The following is a 21,620-nucleotide window of genomic DNA, read 5'->3' on the forward strand; positions in this document are numbered from 1 at the left end:
GCCGGCACTGCTCGACGGGCACTCAGTTGCGGGACCAGCGTTGGTTGTCGCCGCCGGTGCAGGTCCAGATCTCCAGCAGGGTGCCGTTGGCGGTGCCGTGCGCGGTCGCGTCCAGGCACTTGCCGGAGCCGGCGCCGACGACGGTGCCGTCGGGGTTGACGGTCCATTGCTGGTTCCCGCCGTTGTTGCAGTCCCAGATCTGCACCTTCGCTCCGTCCGCCGTGGACGCTCCGTCGACGTCGAGGCACTTGTTGCCGTACACCTGGAGCTGGTTGGAAGCGGTTTGCAGGAATGTCTGGTTGGCGCCGCCGTTGCAGTCCCACAGTGCCAGTTGGGTGCCGTTCGTCTGGGACAGGGCGGGGACGTCGGCGCAGCGGCCGGACTCGGCGCCGCGCAGGACGCTCAGGACCGGGCCGGCGTTGGCGGTCACGTTCAGGTTGTCGAACTGGTCGGTCTGGTAGCCGATGACCCCGACGCCGGCTTGGCCGCTGCCGTAGGAGAAGTCGTTCGCGGTGCCGACGACCGTGCCGTCGATCGTCGCCGTGATCTGCGCGCCGGAGAAGCCCAGTCGCAGGTTGTGCCATGAGTTCAGGCCGAGCGCGCTGCGCGTGCCGGACGTGAGCGTTGTGTTCGCGTTGCCGGTGTCGTGTTTGACGATCGACCAGGCGCCCGTTTCGGACACGCGCAGCTGGTACGCGGCCTGCCGGTTCTGCGGACGTTGCTGCACGTTCGCGCGGCCGAGCAGCGTGATCGTGCCCGCCTGTTGCAGGTTCACGTCCAGGCTGACCGTGTAGTTCGTCCAGGCCGGGTCGCCGATGAGCGTGTAGGCGTCGCTGTCGTCCTGCCAGTTGATCGGGCGCTGCGGGGCCACCTGCTGCAGGCACGTTCCGGTGCGGCCGCCGGCGCAGGTGCGCGTTTCGAACGAACCTTGCATGTCTTCGGTGTAGCGCGGCTGTTTGCGCACCGCGTAGCCGTCGAAGGTGTCGGAGTACGGCAGTGCGAGCGCGTGTCCGGCCGGGCTCGCGGCGGTGCCCTTGGCCTGGCCGCTGGTCGTGCTGAGCGTGTAGATGCGGTTCGGCTGCATGGTCAGGCTGTACGTGCCGCTGCCGGACGGGACGATGTCCGGTTGGTGCACGAACCAGTCGTTCGGGTTCGTCGAGCCCATGTCCGTTGTCCATACGTGCACGGCGCCGGGGCTCAGATCGCCGGAAACGGTCACGTTGACGGTCTGCGTGGACGTCGTGCCGCTCGTCTCGTACACCGTCGTGTAGTCGGTGTTGTTCGTCGACTTGAGCGACACGTAGCTGCCGTTCGCGCGGTTGCCGCCCAGATAGCCGCTGGCCGAGCTGTTCAGGTACTTCCAGCCGGGCGCGGTGAACTGCGCGTAGTGCGCGTTCGCCCACAGGTTGCGGCCGATCCGGTACGCGCCCGACCACGGCGAGCCGGCGTCCATCAGCCCGACGGTGGCGTAGGGCAGGTTCGGGGTGATGGCGGCGATGAGCGGCCAGTTCATGTAGCCGGAGATCTCCGCGTCGAGGTAGCCGCGGTTGACCGTGCGGATGTAGGGCACGACCCCGGCCATGTCGTCCTGCGACCCGAACTCACTGGCCCACAACGGTTTGCCGCTGCTTCGTGCGTTCGCGGTGGTACTGCATGAGTCCGCCGCCGACAGATAGCCGCACACGTAGTGATTGCCGAGCACACCGACCGCGCTCTTCAGCGCCGGGTCCCCGGCGAACTCGTCGGCCATGCCCCAGCCGCTGTCGTCGCCGACGATCTGCACCGCACCGAAACCCGCGTTGTTCAGGCTCGTCCGCAGGCTCTTGTACCAGCCGGAGTCGTGGCCGCGCTCGTTCCAGCCGCCGAGGTAGTGCACGGTGATGCCGTGGCCCTTGGCGCAGTTCAGCCACGCGATGTCGTAGTCGATCATGTCCTGGGACCAGAAGTTGCCGTTGCCGATCCAGCCGGGCGCGGCCCACGGCAGCGCGACGATCCGGAGGTTCGGGTTGCGGGCCAGGGCCTGCTCGCCGAGCCAGAACTCGTAGCCGACGTTGCAGTTGACGTCGCCGCGCACGTGCTCGTGGCTGGGTTCGGCGCCATCGGTGGAGTTCGCGTCGCCGCCGATCTCCAGCTTCAGCAGCTGCACGGCCGCGCCGTAATTCGGTTTGAACAGGTAGTCGAGGATCTGGCCGCGCTGCGGCTCCGGGTAGTCGACGAGCAGGCGGGAGTTGCCGCCTCCGCCGCTGATCGCGCCGACGCCGTCGAACGTCCGGCCGGTGATGCCGCCGTTGAGCGCGATCGTCGTGGTCGCCGCGGAGGCGGGCGTGGCGGAGCTCAGCACGGCCGTCAGCACGGTGGCGGCGGCGACGGTCAGGGCGGTGGTCAGTGAAACGGCACGCATGGGTGCCCTCCTCGGGTTGGCGGACCCAGGCGTCTGGCATCGTGCGCTTGTACAGCGACTTCTGTCAATACTTTGCCGAACTTGCCATCGAGGTCTGGCGATGTTCACGTGAGCGGTGCTAGCGTGTGTCCATTCGTGCTGTTGAAAGGTTTCAATGGCCGTGCTCACTCATGCTTTCGTTTGCTCGTTTGCTCGTTTGCTCGTTCGTCCGTCCGTTCGCTCGCTTGCTCGTCCGTCCGCTTGCTCGTCCGTCCGCTTGCTCGTCCGTCCGCTCGCTCGTCCGTTTGCTCGCTCGCTCGTTCGTTCGTGAAGGGACACCGCCATGTTCGTTCACCTCCGGGCCGTACTGTGCCTGGCCGCTGTTCTTGCCCTTCCACCGGCCGCGATCGCCACCCCTGTCGCGGCCGCATCGGCGGCACCGCTCGCTGCGGAGGTGTCCGTCGCCGACCTGCGGGTGAACAATGCGACCGACCCGCTCGGGATCGACGGCGGACGGCCCAGTCTGAGCTGGCGGCTGACGTCGGCGGTCAACGGCGAGCGGCAGACGGCGTACCGGGTGCTCGTCGCCGGCAGCGCCAGTGGTCTGGTCCCCGGCGGCGCGGATGTGTGGGACAGCGGCAAGGTGACGAGCGGCGAGTCGATCGGCGTGCCGTTCGGCGGGCCGGCGCTGCAACCGGCGCGCATCTACTTCTGGGCCGTGCAGGTGTGGGACGCCAACGACCAGCCGTCGGCGTGGAGTGCGGCCGCCCGCTGGGAGACCGTGCTGTTCACGTCCGCGGACTGGAAGGGCGCCCAGTGGATCAGCCCGGACACCGCGACGACCGCCGCGCCGATGCTGCGGACCGGGTTCACGCTGCCGGCGAAGACGATCGCGTCGGCCCGCGCGTACGTCGACGGGCTCGGCTTCTACGAGCTGCGGCTCAACGGGGCCAAGGTCGGCGACCAGGTGCTCGCCCCGGCGAACACGCCGTACGCCCAGCGGAGTCTGTACAGCACCTACGATGTCACGGCCGCCCTGCGCGCCGGGGACAACGCGGTCGGGCTGTGGCTCGGCGACGGCTACGGGCCGCGGTTCAGCCCGTACGGCTTCCGGTGGACCGGGCCTCGGCAGGCGATAATGCTGCTCGATGTGGCGTTCGCCGACGGCACGTACCAGACGGTCACGACGAGTCCGGCCTGGCGGTGGCAGACCGGGCCGATCACCGCGAACGACATCTACGCGGGGGAGTCCTACGACGCCCGGCTCGAGCGGCCCGGCTGGGACCGGTCCAGCTTCAACGATGCCGGCTGGGCCTCTACACGTACCGTCGCCGCTCCGTCCGCTGCTTTGACCGCGGCCACGTTGCCGCCCATGCGGGTGGTGGCGACGCGGGCGGCCGTGCGGCTCACCCAGCCGCAGCCGGGCGTGTGGGTGTACGACTTCGGGCAGAACATCGCCGGCTGGGCGCGGCTGCGCGTGCAGGGGCCGGGCGGGACGACCGTGCGAATGCGCACAGCCGAGGAGCTGCTGGCCAACGGGATGCTCGACCCGGCCACGAACCGCAACGCCGCTTCCACCGACGCGTACACCCTGGCCGGGACCGGCGCGACCGAGACGTACGAGCCGCGGTTCACCTACCACGGGTTTCGGTATGTGGAGGTGACCGGCTACCCGGGAACGCCGGCGATGAGCGCGCTCGATGCACGGGTCGTGCACGCCGACGTGCGCGCCACGGGCACGTTCAGCTCGTCCGACGCGCTGCTCAACCAAGTCTGGCAGAACAACCGCTGGGCGATCCTGAACAACTCGATGAGCATCCCGACCGACAACCCGGTCCGCGACGAGCGCACCCCGCCGGGCATGGACGTGCAGGCCTATCACGACGCGTCCATTCGCGAATTCGGGATGAACGGCTTCTACGCCAACTACCTGGCCGACATGCCACCCGGCACGGCGCTGCCCAGCGACGCGTCGAACGCACAGCAGCCCGACATGGGCGGTGACCAGGTCATGCTCGCCTGGGCGCTGTACGAGCAGTACGGCGACCGCGACACTCTGGCCCTGCACTACCCGGCCATGAAACGGTTCGTCGACACGAATGCCGCGAATGTTCCCGGCTACATCTGGACGACCGGTTTCGGCGACTGGTGCCCGCCGGACCTCGGCCCGAACGCGAACGGCGGCCAGGGCAATCCGAGCGCGGGCGCCTGCCAGAGTGAGGTCTCCATCGTCAACACCGCGCTGTCGTACCGCCAGGCGCAGACCGTCGCCAACGCGGCCACGGCCCTGGGCAGCCCGGCCGACGCGACCCGATACAGCCAGCTCGCCGAGAACATCAAGGCCGCGTTCAACACCCGGTTCCTCAACGCCGACGGTGCCAGCTACGGCAGCGGCCGGCAGACGACGAGCGTCCTGCCGCTCGCGTTCGGCCTGGTGCCTGACGCGAACGTGACCGCGGTCGGGGCGCGGCTCGTCGACACCATCCTCAACCGCAACGGCGGCCACCTCGACACCGGCATCTTCGGCACCCGCTTCCTCGTCGACGCCCTGGCCCGCATCGGCCGGATCGACGTGGCGCTGACCGTGCTCGACTCCACGTCGTACCCGGGTTTCGGCTACGAGATCGGGCGGGGCGCGACGACGCCGTGGGAGCAGTGGACGTACGCCTCGAACATGGAGACGCACGACCACGCCATGTTCGCCGGGATCAACGCCTCGTTCTACACACAGTTCGCGGGCATCCGGCCGACCGGTCCGGGGTACTTCACGTTCGTCGTCGACCCCGAGATCCCGCCCGGGCTGCAGCGCGCCGCGGCGTCGATCGACAGCGTTCGCGGTACCGTCGCCAGTTCCTGGTCCGTGTCCGGATCCACCGTGGCGCTCACCGTGAGCGTCCCGGTCGGGGCTGTCGCGACGGTGCACGTTCCCGCCTTCGGCGCCGCGGACACGGTGTCGACCGTGGGCTCCGGCACGTGGCAGTTCACCGGGACCGTCGCCCCGGTGGCCGTCACCGTGCTCCCGGGCGCGTGGCCGCGGTGCGCGACGGAGACGGGAACGTGCACATTCGCGAATACCGCCACGGTGGCGTTCGGGGCCGGTGGACGTTACGCCTACGGGACATTCACGAATGGGACGGCCTGCGGCAACGGCGTGTTCGGTGACCCCGTGCCGAATGTCGCCAAGGCCTGTTACGTCGCGGCGCCGCCGTCCGCCGCAGACACGTGGACACAGTGTGCGACCGAAACGAACACCTGCGCGTTCGCGGGGACGATGACGGTCGCGTACGGCGCCGCCGGCCAGTTCCGCTACGCCACGCTGAGCGGCGGGGCGTCGTGCACGAATGCGGTGTTCGGCGACCCGATCTCCGGCACGGCCAAGGCGTGCTATGTTTCGGGGCCGCCGCCGGGTGCGACGACCTGGACACCGTGCGCGGACGAGACCCGGACGACGTGCGCGTTCACCGGCGTGCGAGGGGTGGCGTTCGGTGCGTCCGGCCACTACGTGTACCGCCGTGTCACGGGCGGCACTCCGTGTACGAACGCCGTGTTCGGCGACCCGATCCCGGGCACCGCGAAGGTCTGCTATCTCCAATGAGTCCGGTTCGGTTAGCGTGTCGCGGTGACACGGGGGCGATTGAACGCGCTGATTGAGGCTTGCATTCTGGTGGTCGGCGGCCTGGTGTTCGTGTTCGGGCAGCAGCTGGGCGGGCGTCCGGCTTCGACGGCATTCGCGAATGCTCGTTCGCTGCAGTCGGCGGAGCGGTGGCTGCACATCGACGTCGAACCGGCGATGAACGAGTGGCTGACCGGGCATCCGTGGCTGATCGTGGCCGCGGTGTGCGTGTATCGGCTCTACTACGTCGTCCTGCTCGGCGTGGTGGTGTTCGTGTTCGTGCGGCACAGCGAGGTGTTCGTGCACGTCCGGCGGGTGATGGTGGCCATGGCGCTGCTCGTGCTGCCCGTGTACTGGGCCGTGCCGATGGCGCCGCCGCGGTTCGCCGTGCCCGGGGTCGTGGACATCGTGGCTGAGCATGACCTGTGGGGGCGGCCCGCGTCCGGTGCTGTCGACTATGGACAACTGCACTTCACGGCCATGCCGAGCATGCACACCGGGTGGTCGCTGTGGTGCGCGTATGCGGTGTGGACGGCGCTGCGGGGCCGCCATCCGCGGGCGGCGCTGCTCGCGTGGGTGTTTCCGCTGATCATGATCGCGGTGGTGTTCACGACCGGGAACCATTTCATGCTCGATGTTGTCGGCAGTTGCCTGTTGCTGCTCGCGGCGGTCGGTGCGGCGGTTGGGTGGGACTACCTGGTGCGCAGAGTACGCAGCGCGCGGGTGAGCGCGGATGTGCGCGACTGAGCGGTTCGGGCCTTGAGCATGGGTAGGAACAGGGCGTACCGGGCGCTGCGGGTCAGCGCCGTGAAGGCGGCCGCGGCCTGCGGATCCGTGGCCAGGGCGGCGGTCAGGTCGGCCGGGATCCCGGCGGTGGCCTGGGACGGGTAGGCCGACTGCCAGCGGCCGTCCGCTTTGGCGGCTTCGATTTCGGCCCGGCCGCCTGCGCGCATCCGGCCGGCGGATTCGAGGGCTTCGGCCCTGGCCACGTTGACCTGGGACCAGGGGCTGCCGGCGCGCCTGTGGGAGTACCGCTGCCGGAAGTGGCTTGTGCTGTGGCTTTTGCGGTGGCTGTCGATCCACCCGTGGCAGATGGCGACGTCGCCGGCCTCGTCCGCGGTCAGGCCCTCATGGCCCTTGCGGGCCACGAGCAGCCAGATCTCCGGTGTGGTGGCGCCTGGACCGGCCAGCCAGGCGTCGAACTCGTCGATGGTGGTGATCGGGTTCATGCCTTGGCCAGCATTTCGAGGTAGTGCGGGTTGTGCATGATGCCGAGCAGGTTGCCGAACGGGTCCTGCACGATGGCGGTGATGAAGTTCCGGCCACGATGCTGCAACGGCTCGTGCACGGTCGCGCCCAGGGCGAGCAGGCGGGTGAGCGTGGCTTGCACGTTGTCGGTGTGCCAGTACAGGATCGCGCCTGTTGCTGTGGCCGTTTGTGTCGCTGTCGTCGTGTGTATTGCGGTTGCTGCTGTCGTTGCCGCGGGCTCGCCGGTGGTGGGGCGTGCCTTCGCCTGACCGGCGCGCTGGTCTGCCTCCTCCGCTTCCTCTTGGCTGGTGCGCGGGCCTGTCTCCTTCTCGTCCTCTTGGCTGGTGCGCGGGCCTGTCTCCTTCTCGTCCTCTTGGCTGGTGCGCGGGCCTGTCTCCTTCTGGTCCTCCTGGCCGGCGCGCGGGCCTGTCTCCTCATCGCCCTCTTGGCCGGCGCGGGCGGATGCTTCGCCTGCAGTGTCGGAGATCGAAGTCGCGATCAGGCCCAGCTCGGCCTGGTGGTCACCGATGCGCCACTCGGCGTAGCCGTCGCGGCGGAAGTACGGTTCCACGCCGGTGACCTCGGTGTACCAGGCGCACGCGGCGGGCAGGTCGGCGGTGAAGTAGCTGACGGTGGCCATGCCTCGCAATGTCATACCGGCACGCTAACCAGCATTGCGGCACGTTAGGTTCCTAATATGCTGGAGACTTCCGTTCGGGTGCTGAAACTGCTGGCGCTGCTGCAGCGGCGGCGGGAATGGGGCGGCGCCGAGCTGGCCGAGCGGCTCGGGGTGACCGGGCGGACCGTGCGCAACGACGTGGACCGGCTGCGGCAGCTCGGATACCAGATCGACGCCACCACCGGGCGGGGCGGCGGTTACCGGCTCGGCGCCGGGGCCGCGCTGCCACCGCTGGTGCTCGACGACGACGAGGCGGTCGCCGTGGCCGTGGGACTGCGGGCGGCCGCGGCGGGCAGCGTCGCCGGGATCGAGGACGCGTCACTCGGCGCGCTGACGAAACTCGAGCAGACGCTGCCGCGGCGGCTGCGGGCCCGGGTGGACGCGCTCAAGCAGGCCACCGTGTCCGCGGCCGGCGGCGGGCCGGTGGTCGACCTGGACACGCTGACCCGTATCGCGGCGGCCGCGCACGAACATTCGCGAATGCGTTTCGAGTATGCCGCGCACGGCGGCGACACGAGTGCGCGCGACGTCGAACCGCACACGCTCGTGTACACGGGCCGGCGGTGGTACCTGCTCGCCTGGGACAGCGACCGGCGCGACTGGCGCACATTCCGGGCCGACCGCATCACACTGTTGCCCGACGACGGCCCGCCGCAGCGGTTCATCCCGCGCGAGCCGCCCGGCGGCGACGCGGCCGCGTACGTGCTGCGCCGTGTGGTCGATGCGCCGCACCGCTACAAGGTACGAATACGATTCGCGGCACCGGCCGCGGTCATCGCCGAACGCAGCACCCCGACGTCGGGCCGCATCACACCCCTCAGCGCCGACGAGTGCGAACTGGTCACCGGCAACGACTCGCTGTTCGACCTGGTGACATACCTCGGCAAGTTCGACGTACCGTTCACCGTCCTCGAACCACCCGAACTGCGCGCTTTCCTGCGCACTTTGGCCGGCCGGTATCAGGCGGCGGCCGGCGACGTGTGAGGCCGGCCGCGCGATTGCCGCACCTCGTGATCCCCTCGGCCGGGGCGCTCTTGGGCCGCCGCCAGCTATGAGGCCTGCCGGACCATGCGCTGCAACACGGTCGGCGCAGCGGTTCCGGGTTGATGCGCAGTTCGCCGAGTACGTGCACGGCGACGCACTCGCTCTGATCCAGCAGGCCGAGCAGCAGGTGTCCGGTGTCGATGTCGTGGTGTTCGAGTGCGTCCGCCTCGCGCCGGGCCAGCTCCAGAGCATTGCGGGCCCGCGGACTGAAGTAGGGCCGCGGGACCTGGAACCGCCCGGAGCCGAACGTGTCGTCGGGGCGGCGTTGGATCTCGGCGACATCGATGCCGACGGCGGCGAGGGCGTCCTTCGCCGGGCGGCTGCCGGTCGCGGCGACCGCGGACTCCTCCAGGACCTGGGCGGCGCGTCTGTCGCGACAGTGAGACCAACGGGGGCCTACCAGTGCAGCCTGCCGACAATTGCGGGACCGTCGCGGTAGTCCGAGAAGCGCGGGACCGTCGCGGGAGCCCGTCAACCGCGGGGTGTCGCGGGTCCGACTACCGCGGGGCTGTCAAGGTGGCCTGGCGCCATAGACTGCCGGGCATGCGGGGACGGTTTGACAATCTTCGACGGATCGAGGCGCTCGACCCGGTCGCGGACCACCTTGAGATTCATCGGCTGACGTTGACCGAGGAGTTTCCGTGGGACATGCGCATGGCGTTCAACCTGGCGTTCAATCGCTCATTCGCACTGCCGCGGGTTGCGAAACTGTTGTGCGAAACGGGCACGATCCTGCGTGCGCCGCGCAAACGGGCTGACGATACGGGCATCATCATGTACGAAATCCTGTTGCACGGGCCCGATTCCGCGCGCGGGAGGCTGGCGGTGCAGCGGCTCAACGCGGCCCATCGGCGGTTCACGCTCGACAACGGGGACAGCGTCTACGTCATCGCGGCGCTGGTGGTCGTGCCGATGCGATGGCTGCAACGGTACGGCTGGCGACGGCCGCACGAGCACGAACGGGAGGCGGCGGCCGTGTTCTACCGTCGCGTCGGCCAACTGATGGGCGTGCGCGACCTGCCCGCAGGCTACTCCGCGTTCGCGAATGCATTCGACGAGTACGAACGCGCGAATCTCCACCACACACCCGAGGCCGCGCGGATCGAGCGCACGACCCGCGACCTGCTGCGCGGGCGCATCCCGGGGCCGCTGCGCGGGATGGCCGACGCGCTCATCGGGACGCTGTACGACGAACAGTTGCGCACGGCGTACGACCTGGCCCGGCCCCCGCTGCTCGCCCGAGCGTTCGTGCACCTGTCGCTGCGCATTAGGGCACTGCTACTCCGCTTCGCCCGACCGCGCCCGACCCCACTGTTCGCGAACGGCATCGTCACGAAGACCTATCCGAACGGCTATGAGCTGGCGAAAGTCGGTTCGGCGGTAGGATCGTAGGTGTGCGAGAGCTGACGTCCGAGCGGCTGTGGCTGCGCGAATGGCGCGATGACGATGCTCCGTTCGTGTTGGACATGTGCTCGCGGTGGGAAGTGCAGCGCTGGATCGGGGCCAATCCGCGCATGCTCACCGACCTCGATGACGCCCGCGCGACGATCGCCCGCTGGCGCGGCTACGACGACGGGCTGCGCGGTGTGTGGTCGATCCGGCGTCGTGAGGACGGGGCGCCGCTCGGGACGCTGCTGCTCATCGGCATCCTCGCGTCGAGGGCGGACCTGCCGCTCAAGCCGTCCGGGGAGACGGAGATCGGCTGGTACCTCCACCCGGACGCGTGGGGACACGGCTACGCCACCGAGGCCGCGCGGCTCGTCCTCGACCACGGGTTCGCGGGCGGGCTGGAAACGATTTTCGCGGTGACGTACCCGGAGAATCGCGCGTCGCAATCCGTTTGCACCCGGCTCGGCATGCGCCATGAAGGGCAGACCGACCGGTACTACAACATGACCTGTGAGCTGTTCAGCGCAACGTGGCCTGCGAGTTCCACCGCGGCATGACCGGCGAATTGTTCAGCGCAACGTGGCCCGCGAGTTCCACCGCGGCATGACCGGCGAATCGTTCAGCGCGGCACGACCTGTGAGTTATTGACCGCAATGCTTTCAGGGTTGCGGGCGGCCTCGACCGCGACTGTTTCCAGGCCTCGCAGCAGGGCCTCGGCGTCGTCGGGGGCGATGACATGCGTGTCGCAGAAGATGATCGCCTGTGTCGCGCCTGGCAGTTCGTCGATGTGCACGATGAGCGGTTCGAACGGTACGTCCTGCCGGGTTGTCCAAGTGAACGTGCCCGGCTCGACCTCGTCCAGGTCCTTCAGCGGCGCCCCGGCGATCGCGGCGTCGTCGCGGCGGTCGTTGAAGTAGCACGGCAGTTGCAGGCCGGGGCGGTCGGCGGACACCCGGTCGATGAGCGCGTCCAGGCCGGCCGGGTCGTAGTAGGCATGTTTGTATGTGCTCATCGCCGACTTGCGGGCCCGTTCGAACGCTTCCGCGAATGTCGTGCCGGCGACGTCCAGTCGGCACAGGCCGTACTGCGCGAGCATGCACACCACGCGGTCCAGGCCCGGCCGGAACCGGTTGTTCACCATCGGCCGCACCACGACCGGGTCCAGCCCGGTGACCCGGGCCAGCGCGATCGCGAACACGGCCAGGAGCACCGGCGCGGCCGCGATCCCGGTCCGGGCCGCGATCGTGCGCAGTGCGGTGCTGAGCAGGGGCGACTGGAATTCGCCGCGCCAGTGCCGCGGTGACTGCGGTGCGCGTGACCGGGGGTACCGTCGCAGCGGCATTTCCCGGAGGATCGCCTCCCAGTGCCGCAGCGTCATCGCGTGCTGCCGCTGCCCGGATGCGCCCGCCTGCCATTCGGCCTGTTGCCGTGGTTGCAGGTCCGGCACCGGCGTTTCGGGGCGTTTGTCGAGCTCCTCGAGCAGTACCCCGGTGCCGAACCCGTCGGTGACGAGGTGGCACATGACCACCACGAGATGGGTGAACGTGTCGTCCTTGCGCACGACGGCCATGCGGATCGGCCAGTCCCGCTCAAAATCGAACGCATCGTTCTGCAGCTTCAGGCGGATGCGCTCAGCGAGCTCCGCCGGGTCGTCGTCGGGCCCGGCGTCGAAGACGTCGAGGCCGACCTCGCCCTCGGCCGCCACGACCTGCACGGGTGAGCCGTCATTCGCGAAACGCAATCGGGTGCGGGCGGTGGGGAAGCGGCTCATGAGGTACCACAGCCGCTCCTGCACGTCCTTGAGCGTTGTGCCGTCGGGCAGGGCGCCCCAGGCGCCGTTGGGAATCCATGACTGCTGGCGGACCATCGCCCGCCAGATGTCCTGCTGCCCCCACGAAAGCGGGCCCTCGCCGGCCCCTTCCCCGGCGAACGCCACCAGCACCCGCTCGGCCACGTCGGTCATCCGGCCCCACCCCTCATCGGCGACACTGGATGCTATGCACGCGACCGAACTTGATCACATCGGTTCGCCGACCGATGTTCTTCCTGTGCATGTGGAGGTGCCGAATCCGGTCAGCGAATACCATGCGCGAATATAGTTTCAGGCCAGTAGGCGGTTCAGGGCGTCCGGGCGGTCCAAGGGGACGATGTGCCCGCACCGTTCGAGGAGCTCGCCGCTGAGGGTTTCGGTGATCGGTTCGAGCTGGTGGTACAGCCGCTGACCGACCACGTCGCCACCCAGAGCGACCGTCGGAACACGCAGCCGGGTGTCGGCCAGTGCGGCCTGGAGCAGCTCGGCAGTGCGCCCCATCGCCCGGTAGAAGCCGAATCCCGCGGCCAGCCGGGCGCGGCCGCGGTAGGCGTCGATGAGCGATGTGCGCAGCCGCGGGTCGTCGATGCTGCGCAGGAACCAGCCCAGGTATTCGTTCTCGCGGCCGGCGATGAGCGTTTCCGGCAGATCGGGGACGGCGTGGAAACCGAACCACCACGGCGGGGCCGGGAAGCCGCCGGGGAGGCCGGGCAGGGTGCCCTCCATGACGACCAGGCGGGAGATCCGTTCCGGCTGCCGGAGTGCCATGAGCACCGCGGTCGGCACGGACGCGTCGATCGCGGCCAGCTCCACCGGGCCGGCACCCAGGTGGTCCAGGACGCCGAACAGGTCGTCCGCGGCGGTCGCGGCGTCGAATCCGTCGTCCGCTTCGGCACTGTCGCCCAGTCCACGCAGGTCAGGCACGATGATCCGGCGGCCCGGCGGCCGGACGCGAGCCCAGATCCTGCCCGTGTGCGGCCAGCCGTGCAGCAGCATCAGCGGCGGCCCGGAGCCGTCGACCCGCACCGCCAGCTCGGTCCCGTTCGTGGCGAGCAGCATCGTTCCGGCCTGGTCAGTAGGCTTGTTCATATCTGATCACCTTGGGGGCGGCACCCGTGCAAGATCAAGAAGGCACTTCACCGGCACCAGGTGAGCGCGGGGTAACCGGTGACCTGTTCGACCCCGCCTGCCCGACCCGGGAACTGCTCGACCGGATCGGCGACCGCTGGACGTCGATGCTCGTGAAAGTGCTGGCCGAGGTGTACCCGCACGAACGTGGCTTCGCCGAACTGCGCCGAGTCGTGCCGGGCATATCGAACAAGATGTTGTCGCAGACCTTGCAGCATCTGACCGCCGACGGTCTGGTCGTCCGCCGTGTCGAAGCTTCCGTGCCGCCGCGGACCTGGTACGCCCTGACGCCCCTCGGGCAGAGCCTCGACGAACCTCTGGCCGCGGTCCGCGCCTGGGCCGAGACGAACATGCCCGCCGTCCGCACCGCCCGGCAGCGGTAGTCCTCAGCAATGCCGGGCTGCGCACCGCACAGCGCCGCTCGTGGCGACGAACCTTCCTGCCACGGGCGGACGGCTGCACCCGGCGTGGGTCGCCACCCAGGGCCCAGCGCGGCGACCCGCCGCTCGAGGACGAGCCCCAGCGCCAGGACCCTCGGTTGCCCTACCGGTGCGGTGGATGAACAGCAGCACGCCATGTCTCAGCGCTGACCACGTGACACCCGGCCGGCAACTTCGAGCAGCCGGGTGTCAACAACGTCGTGACCGGACACAGCTAGGGCAGCAGGGCGTCGTCCACCACCGTTGTACCGTTGGCGGCCACCACGACCGGGTCCGCGTTCGCCGACGAGCGCTTCCCCGTCGCCCACTGCACCTGCGTCTCCGTCTCGAACCGCACCGCGTACGTGCCGGGCCAGGTGGTCACGAACCAGGTGCCGTCGTCGGCCGTGGTCGCCTCGAACTGCCGCCCGCGTGCGGTGTCGTAGACGACCACGGCGCTGCCCGCCGACGGCTGGCCCGCGGCGTCGGTCAGCCGGCCCCGGACCAGCCCGGTTAGCCGTTGCCGCTCGTCCACGAACACCGTCTGGCCGGCGTTCACCCGCACGGGCCGGGTCGCGCTCTGCGATTCGGCCCCGCCGAGCCACTGGTCAAGACCGGTGCCGGACGGTACGACGAACTTGACGGTGTAGCTGCCCGGGTACGGGCTCAGCCGGAACGTGCCGTCCGCAGCGGTCCAGTTGCTCACCGACTCCGCGGTGTTGGTCTGCGAATAGGCGTAGACGACCACATTGGGCACCGGTATCCCGTTGCGGGTGAACCGTCCGACGATGGCGCCCGAGGGGAACAGCCGCTCATTGACGGTGGTGTGCTGGCCGGCTGTGACGGTGACCGGGTTCGCCTGGGTGTAGCTGCGCTGCCGGTACGCCCACTGGATGGTGGCGCCGCGTTCGGCGGCCGCGACCGCCACCCGCACCTGCCCCGACGGTGGGTAACCGAACTGGTATGCACCGTTGGCGCCGGTCAGCACGGTGGCGAGCGGGCTGCCGCCGGTTATCGGGTACACCTGGACCCGGGCGCCGGAAGCGGGCCGGCCCGAGTCGGTGGTGATCCGGCCGCCGAGTGTGCCGTGCGGCATCACCGACTCGTGGACCGTCGTCTCCGCGCCGGCCGCTACGGTGATCGGCGCCGCCGAGCCAGGTTCGGCCACGGACGGGTGGAACTGCACGAGGCCGCCGGGCAGCCGGAATCGCAGTGCATAGGTCTGGGGCGACACGTCGGCGAACCGGAACGCTCCGGTGGTGTCGGTGCTGGTCTGCTTGATCGCCACGCCGTAGGGCAGTAGCAGCAGGTCGACCCCCGCGTCGGCCACCGTGACGGTCCCATCGGTCAGCGTGCCCGCGACGCTGCCGATCGTGACCGAATCGGCGTGCGCGGCGGCCGGGGTGAGGGACAGTGCGACGGCGAGGCCGAGGACGAGGGTGCGGGCGAGGCGGCGGGGCCGGATGAACATCTGGGCCTCCTGGCAGGCGGGGCGACCGGGGCGCCGGTCGTTGCGTTGCGCGGCGACGGTCGCGGGAAGATGCGGAGCTGGGTCAACAGGCGCGCGCGCAGATTCTCATGCCGGACTGCGCCCCGTAGTACGCCGGTTTACGGGCGCCGGCCGCGTCGAACAGCAGGGGTGTCAGGCCGGCGCGCCAGGAGTCCGGGTCGCGTACACCCCAGACTGTGATACCGGTGCAGCGTGACACCGCGATACAGGCGCTGACGACCCGGCGGTACCCATCGGACTGCGTTGATCCCGAACCGCCGACGTCGAGCTCGGTGACCTCCACGTCCACGCCGAGCGACGCGAAGGCCGCGACGGTGCGCACGTAGGTGCCGGGAATCGCCGCGGCGCTGAGGAAGTGGCTCTCCATTCCGACGCAATCGATCGGCACACCACGGGCCTTGAAGTCACGGACCTGGTTGTAGACGGCCTGCGTCTTGGCCAGGCCGAGGTCCTCGATGCCGAAGTCGTTGTAGCAGAGCCGGGCGCCGGGATCGGCCATCCGGGCGGCCCGGAACGCCACCTCGAGGTATGAGGGCCCGACGCGGTTCGCGAACACCGACGGCCGGACGGCGCCGTTGTCGGCGAACGCCTCGCTGACCACGTCCCAGGTCGCGATTCGGCCGCGGAAGTGGCTCATGGTCGCCGCGATGTGGTTGCGCAGCGCCACGACGGCATCGTCGGCGGTGCCGATCTGGGCCACCCAGGCGACATGGTCGGCGCTCGGCGACACCAGACCGCGACCGCGGACGGCGGCGCCCTGGGACCGGGCGTGGTCGGCCACCCGGTCGGCGGCGGCGAAGGCGAACTGGTTGCGGGCGGGCTCCACCGCATCCCACTCCAGCGCGTTCTCCGGGGTCATGGAGTTGAACTCCCGATCGAGGATCCGGGTGTAATCCCCGTCGGTGAGCTTGGCCGGCTGAACAGCCGCGCCGAAGTAGCGACCGCGGGCGGCGGCGTCCGCACCGAGGCCCGTCGCGGCGGCGGCCACGCCGGGGACCGCGATCGCGCCGGTCAGGGTCAGCACCCCGACGGCACCGATGACGAGAACGCGATGCCAGCGCCCGCTCCGGCGGCCGGGTGAGCCGTTCACCATGGTTTCCCCTCCGCCGGCCGACACACTTCGACGTCGGCCGATGTTAAGGGCATCGACGCACGTGAGCGAACACCCGGGCCGCTCCGGCATCGAAATCCGCACCGTCCGGCCCCCGTGGCGCATGTAACGTTCAGAGCCGGCCAGGCATGGTGATGCCTACACCGGTGCCTGCCCTTCACGCTGGGCGGCGGGCGGCGACGATGAGGAAGTTCGGCAGGTGGACGTAGGCGTCGATGGCCTCAGGGCCGGTGGCGGCGGCTTCCACGGGCAGGGAGGGCTCGGCGATTTCGGTCAGGTGGCAGCCGAGGGCGATGAGCTGGTTGAGGTACGCGGACAGTGGGCGGTGGAAATCGGTTCCGCTCGGGCCGGGGATTTCGTACTCGTCCAGGTAGCGGTTTGTGCGGTACTCGCCGTGCATGCGCCAGGTTGACCAGAGTTCCTCGAAGCACGGGTGATTGACGGTGAACACGAACAGCCCGCCCGGCTTGAGCGCTTGGACGCAAGCGTGCATGGCGCCTTGCCAATCCGGGATGGCTGGGAGCACCATGCTGCAGACGACGGCGTCGAAATGTGTTCCGAGGTCGGGTAATGCGCACAGGTCGGCCTGGATGTACCGGATGCCGAGCGGTGCTCGGGACTCGTGTTCCGTGGCGAATTCGAACAAGGACCGGCCGGGCTCGACGCCGACGACCTCCGCCCCTCGAGAGGCCAGCATGCGGCTGAGGTAGCCGTTGCCGCAGCCGGCGTCAAGAATCCTGCGGGCCGTCGGCGCCGTCAAAGTCGTGGTGTTCGCACTGGTCATCGCGGTTGTGCTGGCCTCCGCGGCGGTTGTGCTCGTTGCCGTGCCGGGCAGGAATTCGCCGAGCAGCCGTAGCAGGACCGGGTTGATTAGATGGCGTTTCGCGAAGTCGCCGTCCTCGGCCATCGCCTCGAGCGCCTCTCGGGGCATCGTGCCCCAGCGCTGAATGGCCTTCTCGTTGGTCCACTCCGTCATGCTGGTGCCCTCCACGCCGCGGCGGATCAGTTCCGTCCAGCTCGCCCGGGCCGGCTCGGGGATATTGGCGCACTACAAGCCCATTGGACGAGCTCGGCGACGGCGGGCGGTCAGGCCGGCACTCTCGCGGTTGCGGCCCAGGCCAGGGCGGTGATCGTGATCGGGCCCTGAGTTGGCAACTGGCTTGCGCATTGGGCACGCAGGGCGTCGCGGTGGACGGTATCCAGACCGCGCACGTAGTCGCCGGCCGGGCCGACGCCCAAGGTGTACGGCTCCCACCAGGCGGCGAAGTCGGCGTACGTCACCTCGACCGACAGGCCGGTGGACTCCACAAAGGACAGTCCGGCCGCCGTGAACAGCTCGGCCAGGTGGCCCTCCCGCGCGCCGGCCAGGCCGGACTCGTCGCGGGCGGCGGGATCCAGGTGCCGGACGGCCCGCCAGAACAGCGACACCGGGCCGCCGCCACCGGCGTGGTCCCACACGCACGCCGCCACGACGCCGCCGGGGCGCGTGACGCGGGCCATCTCGTGCAAACCGGCGACCGGATCGGCCATGAAGTGCACGACCAGTTGCGCAAGTGCACAATCAAATTCGCCGCTCTGGTACGGCAAATGCTCGGCCGAACCCAAACGCACATCGATCTCAGGGAAGCGAGCACGCGCGGCGGCGACGAACGCCTCCGACGGGTCGACGGCCGCCACCGCGGTCGCACCCAGCCGCGTCACGAGCTCGTTCGTGAGCGCGCCCGTCCCGGCCCCGACATCGAGCACCCGCTGCCCGGGCACCACACCGGCCAGATCCGCGAACCGGGTGGCGAGCGGCGCCGAGAACCGCCCCATGAACCGCTCGTAAGCATCGGCGGCGACCTCGAAACTCACGACCGCACCGCAGACAGGTCGTACCACCAGGTCTCGAGTTCGTCGTCGAGGACCTCGAGCTGCTCGGCCGTCGGCCGGTAGCCCTCCGGCAGTTCGACGGCCGCGGCGCCCGTGCTGACCATGAGCGCGCGCAACTCGCGCACCGACGGGTTCGCCTCCAGGTCCTCCGGTGTGAGCGGCGTTCCGCCTACGAGGTTGGCGTGGCCCAGGCCGTACCAGAGGGCGATGAGCTCCGGGTCGTCGCCGGACCGGGCCAGCTCCAGCACCACGTCGACCAGCCGGATCGCGTGCGGCGGAACGGCGTCGGGGCCTTCGAGGCGGCCGGCTTCGACCATGCGCTGCCACATCGGCGTGCCGGCCTCGCAGTAGAGCCACGGCGGGTCGACGTAGCCGTCCGGCAGGCCCGGGTCGTACGCGTCGTCCTCGTCGAAGCCCGGGCCGAGCTCGGTGAACTCGGTGATGCCGACGTGCTCCGGGAAGTCGGCCTGCGGGAACCGGTATGTGTGCCGGCGGCGCACCAGGATCTCCTCGACGCGGCCCATCGTGTTCGAGCAGTCGAAGTCGCGCTGGAAGGCGTACAGCGCGGTGAACCAGTCGCGCGGCCGGTCGTCGTCGGCCGGGGCGAGCTTGTCGAGAGCCTGGATCGAGTCGGACACCAGGTCCTCGATCACGTGCATGGACATGCGAGCAGCGTAACGTGTTCGATCGTGTTGGTTTTGAACGTAGTCATCGACATCTCTTGACGGTTGCTGAGGATATTTGTTCAGATGAGTGCACTCTTGACGCTCCGCCATCGCCGAAGGGGCACTCCTCCATGCGAAGACTGGGACGAATTCTCACTGCCGGGGCGCTGGCCGCCGGCCTGACCATCCCGGCCGGGGCGGCCGCCGCGGCGCCGCCGGCCGATGCCGGGACCGGGTGGCACGCCGGCATCCCGCCGCTGGCCACGAAGTGGACCTCGAAGGTCGGGCCGGACAACGCGCTGCCCGAGTATCCGCGGCCCCAGCTGACCCGCGACAAGTGGCAGAACCTCAACGGCGTCTGGGAGTTTGCCCGCGCCGACGCCGGGCAGGCCGTCCCCACCAGCCAGACCCTCGCCGAGCGCGTGCTCGTGCCCTACCCGATCGAGTCCGCGCTGTCCGGCATCCAACGGCACGAGGACCGGATGTGGTACCGCCGCACGTTCACGGTCCCCAAAAACTGGAAGGTCGGCGAAGGTCAGCGGCTGCAGGTGCACTTCGGCGCCGTCGACTACGACGCGAAAGTATTCGTGAACGGCACGCAGGTCGCCACGCACCGCGGCGGGTACGACGGGTTCGACGTCGACGTCACCGACGCGCTCAACGGCACCGGCACCCAGGAGCTCATCGTCTGGGCCGAGGACCTGACCGACGCCACCGGCCAGCCCATCGGCAAGCAGCGGCGCACCTCCGACCACGGCATCTTCTACCAGGGCAGCTCCGGCATCTGGCGGACCGTGTGGATGGAGCCGGTCCCGGCGGCCTCGATCAGCGGCCTGTCCACCACTCCCGACGTGGCCGGCAGCGCGCTCAAGCTCACCGCGACCGTGGCCGGCGGCGGCACGAACCTGAAGGTGAAGGCCGTTGCCAAGGACGGCAACAAGGTCGTGGGAACGGTGACGGGAACTCCTGGAACCGAGCTGCGACTGGCAGTACCGAAGCCGAAGCTTTGGTCTCCTGACAATCCGTTCCTGTATGACCTGCAGGTGACGCTCGTCGACGGCGGCAACAAGACGGTCGACACCGTCGGCTCCTACTTCGGCATGCGGCAGATCGGCACGGCCAAGGGTGCCGACGGCAAGCTGCGGATCGCCCTCAACGGCAAGATCCTGTTCAATCTGGCCAACCTCGACCAGGGCTTCTGGCCGGACGGGCTCTACACCGCGCCGACCGACGCCGCGCTGAAGTGGGACCTCGAGCAGGACAAGGCGATGGGGTTCAACGCGGTGCGCAAGCACATCAAGGTGGAGCCGGACCGCTGGTACTACTGGGCGGACAAGCTCGGCCTCATGATCTGGCAGGACATGCCGGCCGCGAACACCGGACCGATTCCGGCCGACTGGCGCGCTCAGTTCGAGAACGAATTGCACGAAATGGTTCGCGAACACAGTTCGTTCACGTCGATCGTCGCCTGGGTGCCGTTCAACGAGGGCTGGGGCGAGTGGGACCGCACCGCCACCGGCCGGATCGCCGACGACGTCAAGGCCCAGGACCCGACCCGGCTGGTCGACGCCCACAGCGGCGTGAACTGCTGCAATTCCCACGGCGACTCGGGCCGCGGCGATGTCATCGACTTCCACCAGTACCTCGGCCCGGCCTCACCGGCGCCGTCGGGGGACCGGGTGTCGATCGACGGCGAGCACGGCGGGTACGGCCTCAAGACGTCCAACCACATGTGGTTCGGCGACGGCCAGGCCTACGAAATGGAGCCCGACTCGGCCACGCTGACGCGAAAGTATGTGGAAAACCAGGAGGCCGTCATCACCTCGGCCAAGCGGTGCGGGATCAGCGCCTCCATCTACACCCAGATCACCGACGTCGAGGCCGAGCTCAACGGCTTCTTCACCTACGACCGCCAGGTCACCAAGATGGACCTCAAGCAGGTCAAGAAGGTCAACCAGAAGATCATCGCGCAGGCCGACGGCTCGATCACGAACATCCCGCAGCCGCCGCCGGGCACGCCCGGCCTGACCGGCATCACGTTCTACCCCCTGGACGAATCCGCCGGTACGGTCGCCGCGGACACGGTCGCCGGCAACAACGCGAACCTCGTCAACGGCGCGGCTTTCGTGGCCGCCCACACGGCTAACGGGGTCTCCCTAGACGGCGGCTCGCAGTACCTCGACACCGGCAAGCCGTTGCTGAACACCGCCTCCGACTACTCGGCCGCGGCGTGGGTGAAGCTCGACAAGGCCGACGGCGGCTTCCAGACCGTCGTCAGCCAGGACGGCCCGTCCAACAGCGACTTCTACCTGCAGTACTCCGGCGCCGACCAGCGCTTCGCGATGAGCTTCGCCGGTGTCCGCGCGCTCGCACCGGTGAAGCCGAACGTCGGCCAGTGGTACCACCTCGTCGGCGTGCGCGACACGGTCAAGGGTGAGCTGCGGCTGTATGTCGACGGCGAGCTGGCCGGCACCGCGAGCGCCTGCCTGCCGCAGTCCGGCCCGACCGGCAACACGGTCATCGGGCGCGGCAAGTATGGCGGCAACCCGGTGGACTACCTCGACGGTACCGTCGACCAGGTCCACCTGTACGACCGCGCACTCAGCGCGGACGAGATCCGCCAGCTGTTCACCTCGAACAACTGAAACGAGCAACAACCGCGCATGCCGACGGCGGGCCCCAGCACCGGGGCCCGCCGTTCGGTTTCCCGCCGACAAACAGGTCGGCTTTGACCAGCCTCGCGGCTCGCCGG

18 protein-coding genes are annotated in these 21,620 nt (G+C 69.4%); 7 read left to right on the forward strand and 11 right to left on the reverse strand.

All coding sequences use genetic code 11. From position 1 onward, the window contains the following. Positions 1-22 precede the first annotated feature (22 nt). Positions 23-2,401, reverse strand: a complete 2,379-nt coding sequence (locus ACIA8L_RS52925; protein ID WP_395917359.1) for a ricin-type beta-trefoil lectin domain protein — start codon at positions 2,399-2,401, stop codon at positions 23-25. Positions 2,402-2,723: 322 nt separating this feature from the next. Here ACIA8L_RS52925 and ACIA8L_RS52930 point away from each other — a divergent pair, with 322 nt between their 5' ends. Together ACIA8L_RS52930 and ACIA8L_RS52935 are read left to right on the forward strand one after the other, a co-directional pair. Continuing rightward, positions 2,724-5,975, forward strand: a complete 3,252-nt coding sequence (locus ACIA8L_RS52930) for a family 78 glycoside hydrolase catalytic domain (protein WP_395917361.1) — start codon at positions 2,724-2,726, stop codon at positions 5,973-5,975. Between the two features lie 24 nt (positions 5,976-5,999). After that, positions 6,000-6,740 (forward strand): phosphatase PAP2 family protein, encoded by a 741-nt coding sequence (locus ACIA8L_RS52935; protein ID WP_395917362.1) that lies wholly within the window; start codon positions 6,000-6,002, stop codon positions 6,738-6,740. Here the strand turns inward: ACIA8L_RS52935 and ACIA8L_RS52940 are convergent. After that, positions 6,686-7,222, reverse strand: coding sequence for a YdeI family protein (locus tag ACIA8L_RS52940; RefSeq protein ID WP_395917364.1), 537 nt, complete (start codon positions 7,220-7,222; stop codon positions 6,686-6,688). The genes ACIA8L_RS52935 and ACIA8L_RS52940 overlap by 55 nt on opposite strands. Beyond that, on the reverse strand, positions 7,219-7,881 hold the full coding sequence (locus ACIA8L_RS52945) for a VOC family protein (protein ID WP_395917366.1): 663 nt from the start codon (positions 7,879-7,881) through the stop codon (positions 7,219-7,221). The genes ACIA8L_RS52940 and ACIA8L_RS52945 overlap by 4 nt, the downstream gene beginning before the upstream one ends. Before the next feature lie 57 nt (positions 7,882-7,938). Between ACIA8L_RS52945 and ACIA8L_RS52950 the strand changes: the two genes are divergently transcribed. Next, on the forward strand, positions 7,939-8,904 hold the full coding sequence (locus ACIA8L_RS52950) for a helix-turn-helix transcriptional regulator (protein WP_395917368.1): 966 nt from the start codon (positions 7,939-7,941) through the stop codon (positions 8,902-8,904). Here the strand turns inward: ACIA8L_RS52950 and ACIA8L_RS52955 are convergent. Next, positions 8,822-9,439, reverse strand: coding sequence for a Clp protease N-terminal domain-containing protein (locus tag ACIA8L_RS52955; protein WP_395917370.1), 618 nt, complete (start codon positions 9,437-9,439; stop codon positions 8,822-8,824). The two genes, ACIA8L_RS52950 and ACIA8L_RS52955, sit on opposite strands and share 83 nt — an antisense overlap. Positions 9,440-9,507: 68 nt before the next feature. On the opposite strand from ACIA8L_RS52955, the gene ACIA8L_RS52960 reads away from it, so the two are divergent. Both ACIA8L_RS52960 and ACIA8L_RS52965 read left to right on the forward strand, forming a co-directional pair. Further along, positions 9,508-10,356, forward strand: coding sequence for an oxygenase MpaB family protein (locus tag ACIA8L_RS52960; RefSeq protein WP_395917372.1), 849 nt, complete (start codon positions 9,508-9,510; stop codon positions 10,354-10,356). Between the two features lie 2 nt (positions 10,357-10,358). After that, positions 10,359-10,910, forward strand: a complete 552-nt coding sequence (locus ACIA8L_RS52965) for a GNAT family N-acetyltransferase (RefSeq protein WP_395917373.1) — start codon at positions 10,359-10,361, stop codon at positions 10,908-10,910. A 62-nt stretch (positions 10,911-10,972) separates the two neighbouring features. Here the strand turns inward: ACIA8L_RS52965 and ACIA8L_RS52970 are convergent, their stop codons facing one another. Beyond that, positions 10,973-12,316, reverse strand: a complete 1,344-nt coding sequence (locus ACIA8L_RS52970) for a condensation domain-containing protein (protein WP_395917375.1) — start codon at positions 12,314-12,316, stop codon at positions 10,973-10,975. Between the two features lie 138 nt (positions 12,317-12,454). Further along, entirely contained in the window at positions 12,455-13,252 is a 798-nt protein-coding gene (locus tag ACIA8L_RS52975) for an alpha/beta fold hydrolase (RefSeq protein WP_395917377.1), read from the reverse strand. 26 nt (positions 13,253-13,278) lie between these two features. Between ACIA8L_RS52975 and ACIA8L_RS52980 the strand changes: the two genes are divergently transcribed. After that, positions 13,279-13,674 (forward strand): winged helix-turn-helix transcriptional regulator, encoded by a 396-nt coding sequence (locus tag ACIA8L_RS52980; RefSeq protein ID WP_395917379.1) that lies wholly within the window; start codon positions 13,279-13,281, stop codon positions 13,672-13,674. A gap of 271 nt (positions 13,675-13,945) precedes the next feature. Here ACIA8L_RS52980 and ACIA8L_RS52985 read toward each other — a convergent pair whose 3' ends face one another. From ACIA8L_RS52985 to ACIA8L_RS53005, 5 genes are all read right to left on the reverse strand, one after another. Beyond that, positions 13,946-15,181, reverse strand: coding sequence for a collagen binding domain-containing protein (locus ACIA8L_RS52985; RefSeq protein ID WP_395917381.1), 1,236 nt, complete (start codon positions 15,179-15,181; stop codon positions 13,946-13,948). 82 nt (positions 15,182-15,263) lie between these two features. Next, positions 15,264-16,313, reverse strand: coding sequence for an endo-1,4-beta-xylanase (locus tag ACIA8L_RS52990; protein WP_395917383.1), 1,050 nt, complete (start codon positions 16,311-16,313; stop codon positions 15,264-15,266). Positions 16,314-16,488: 175 nt separating this feature from the next. Further along, positions 16,489-17,307 (reverse strand): class I SAM-dependent methyltransferase, encoded by an 819-nt coding sequence (locus tag ACIA8L_RS52995; RefSeq protein ID WP_395917384.1) that lies wholly within the window; start codon positions 17,305-17,307, stop codon positions 16,489-16,491. A 110-nt stretch (positions 17,308-17,417) separates the two neighbouring features. Then, entirely contained in the window at positions 17,418-18,185 is a 768-nt protein-coding gene (locus tag ACIA8L_RS53000) for a class I SAM-dependent methyltransferase (protein ID WP_395917386.1), read from the reverse strand. Further along, a complete protein-coding gene (locus ACIA8L_RS53005; protein WP_395917387.1) occupies positions 18,182-18,868 on the reverse strand; it encodes a hypothetical protein in 687 nt (228 codons plus the stop codon). The genes ACIA8L_RS53000 and ACIA8L_RS53005 overlap by 4 nt, the downstream gene beginning before the upstream one ends. A gap of 131 nt (positions 18,869-18,999) precedes the next feature. Between ACIA8L_RS53005 and ACIA8L_RS53010 the strand changes: the two genes are divergently transcribed. Further along, positions 19,000-21,513, forward strand: a complete 2,514-nt coding sequence (locus ACIA8L_RS53010; RefSeq protein ID WP_395917389.1) for a LamG-like jellyroll fold domain-containing protein — start codon at positions 19,000-19,002, stop codon at positions 21,511-21,513. The last annotated feature ends 107 nt before the right edge of the window (positions 21,514-21,620 follow it).

This window comes from Dactylosporangium sp. NPDC051541 (assembly GCF_044454505.1).
Lineage (GTDB): Bacteria > Actinomycetota > Actinomycetes > Mycobacteriales > Micromonosporaceae > Dactylosporangium.